This is a genomic window from Nguyenibacter vanlangensis (assembly GCF_013376155.1).
GTDB classification, from domain to species: domain Bacteria; phylum Pseudomonadota; class Alphaproteobacteria; order Acetobacterales; family Acetobacteraceae; genus Gluconacetobacter; species Gluconacetobacter vanlangensis.
The window spans coordinates 1-1838 of record NZ_JABXXP010000569.1 but is presented as its reverse complement, the minus strand read 5'-3'; the positions used below and the strand labels follow the sequence as shown (position 1 = coordinate 1838).

Genomic DNA, 1838 nt, shown 5'->3' with positions numbered 1-1838 from the left:
GGTCACGGTCGAAGGCGTGCCGGCGGAGGACGCCGCGATCGCGGCGCACGGACCCGATCCGTTCGCCGAGCCATCGCCGAGCCGGTAGGACACCGGTGCGGCGGGTCAGAGATCAGCGATGCTGTCATCCGCCCGGCGCCACCAGCATTGCGCGGGCGGGCGCGGCGCGGGCAGGACCTCCAGCGGGTCGCCCGTATACTGGACGGTGTTGGTCGGGGTTTCCTGCAAGGTGATCTCGGCACAGACCAGATGGCCGCCATCGTCCGCCAGCAAAGCGTTCAGCTTGGCCATCATCAGGCAGGCCATCAGTTCCGTCGTCGGGTCGCCCGGGGTGACCACGATGCGCCTGGCCCGCTCGGGTTCATGCGTGCCGAACCAGGCCAGCAGCGGGTCGTCTTCGGCCAGTTGCAGGGCATGGTCCAGCCGTTCGTCGACGAAACGATGCCAGCGTCCCTTGGCGCGCTGGAAGGACACGACCATGTTGCCGGCCCCGTCCAGCGCGCGCGGCGCGGTGGGGCGCAGGCGCACGGTGACGAATTCGTTGTGGCCGTGGGGCAGGGCGCAGCTTTCGCTGGCGCCGTGGATCAGCCGGTGCCCCATCGAGAACCGGCGGGTGAAGACCAGGTCAAGCATTGGCGGGTCCGGTCTCCGAGCCCGTCGCGGGGTGTATCGCGGGCTGCGCGACATAGCGTTCCCACCCCGCGCGGCGCAGCATGCAGGCCGGGCAGGTGCCGCAGCCATGGCCCCAGGGATGCATCACGTCGCGTACGCCCAGATAGCAGCTATGGCTTTCGCGGTTGATCAGATCGACCAGTGCCGGGCCGCCCAGCGATTCGGCCAGGCGCCAGGTGTCGGCCTTGTCGATCCACATCAAGGGTGTGTGCAGGACGTAGCGGCTGTCCATGCCCAGGTTCAGCGCCACCTGCAGCGCCTTGATCGTGTCGTCGCGGCAGTCCGGATAGCCCGAATAGTCGGTTTCGCACATGCCGCCGACAATGTGCCGCGCACCGCGCCGCGCGGCCAGGGCGGCGGCGAAGGTCAGGAAGATCAGGTTGCGGCCGGGGACGAAGGTGCTGGGCAGGCCGTTCTCGCCCATCGTGATCGCGGCGTCCCGGGTCAGCGCGGTTTCCGAGACCGCCCCAAGCGCGTCCAGCGCCAGGGTGTGGTCCTGGCCCAGCCGGGTCGCCCAGTCGGGATTCAGGCCGGCCATGCCGGTGCGCAGCGCGGCGCGGCAGGCCAGTTCCACGGCATGGCGCTGGCCGTAGTCGAAGCCGAGCGTTTCGACTCGGCCGAAGCGCGATAGCGCCCAGGCCAGGCAGGTCGCGGAATCCTGGCCGCCGGAAAACAGCACGATCGCGGTTTCCCGCGTCGGGTCGGCGGGGGTCTGGAACGCGGTCATGTCAGGGAATTCCGATCAGCTTGTGGGTCTGCAGCGACAGGCGCCAGCGCGGATGCGCCTGGCAATAGGCGACGGCGGCCCGGATATTCCCGCCCTGGGCGGGGCCGTCCATCGGCTGCAGCCAGAATTGCTGGAAATCCAGCCCGGCCACGGAGTCGGGCGGCAGGGCGGGCTGCGGATAGACCAGTTTCAGCTCGTGCCCCGATCGCTGGACCAGGTCGGCCCCGGCCTTGGGGCTGACGCAGATCCAGTCCACTCCAGGCGGGACCGGCAGGGTGCCGTTGGTCTCGATCGCGATCGAAAAGCCGCGCGCATGGACCGCGTCGATCAGGGCGCGATCCAGTTGCAGAAGCGGCTCGCCGCCCGTGAAGACGACGAAAGCCTGCGTGCGATCGACGGCGGGCCAGGTGGCGGCGATGGCGTCGGCCAGCGCCGCGGC

3 protein-coding genes are annotated in these 1838 nt (G+C 69.9%); all 3 read right to left on the bottom strand.

Annotated elements, in window-relative coordinates:
• Window positions 1–105: 105 nt before the first annotated feature.
• Entirely contained in the window at window positions 106–633 is a 528-nt protein-coding gene (locus HUK84_RS16745; RefSeq protein ID WP_176641288.1) for a 6-pyruvoyl trahydropterin synthase family protein, read from the bottom strand.
• On the bottom strand, window positions 626–1399 hold the full coding sequence (queC, locus tag HUK84_RS16740) for a 7-cyano-7-deazaguanine synthase QueC (protein ID WP_176641287.1): 774 nt from the start codon (window positions 1397–1399) through the stop codon (window positions 626–628). Before queC ends, HUK84_RS16745 begins: the two co-directional genes overlap by 8 nt.
• A gap of 1 nt (window position 1400) precedes the next feature.
• Window positions 1401–1838, bottom strand: a 438-nt coding sequence (locus HUK84_RS16735) for a 7-carboxy-7-deazaguanine synthase QueE (protein WP_218064431.1), incomplete at its 5' end; no start/stop codon positions are given.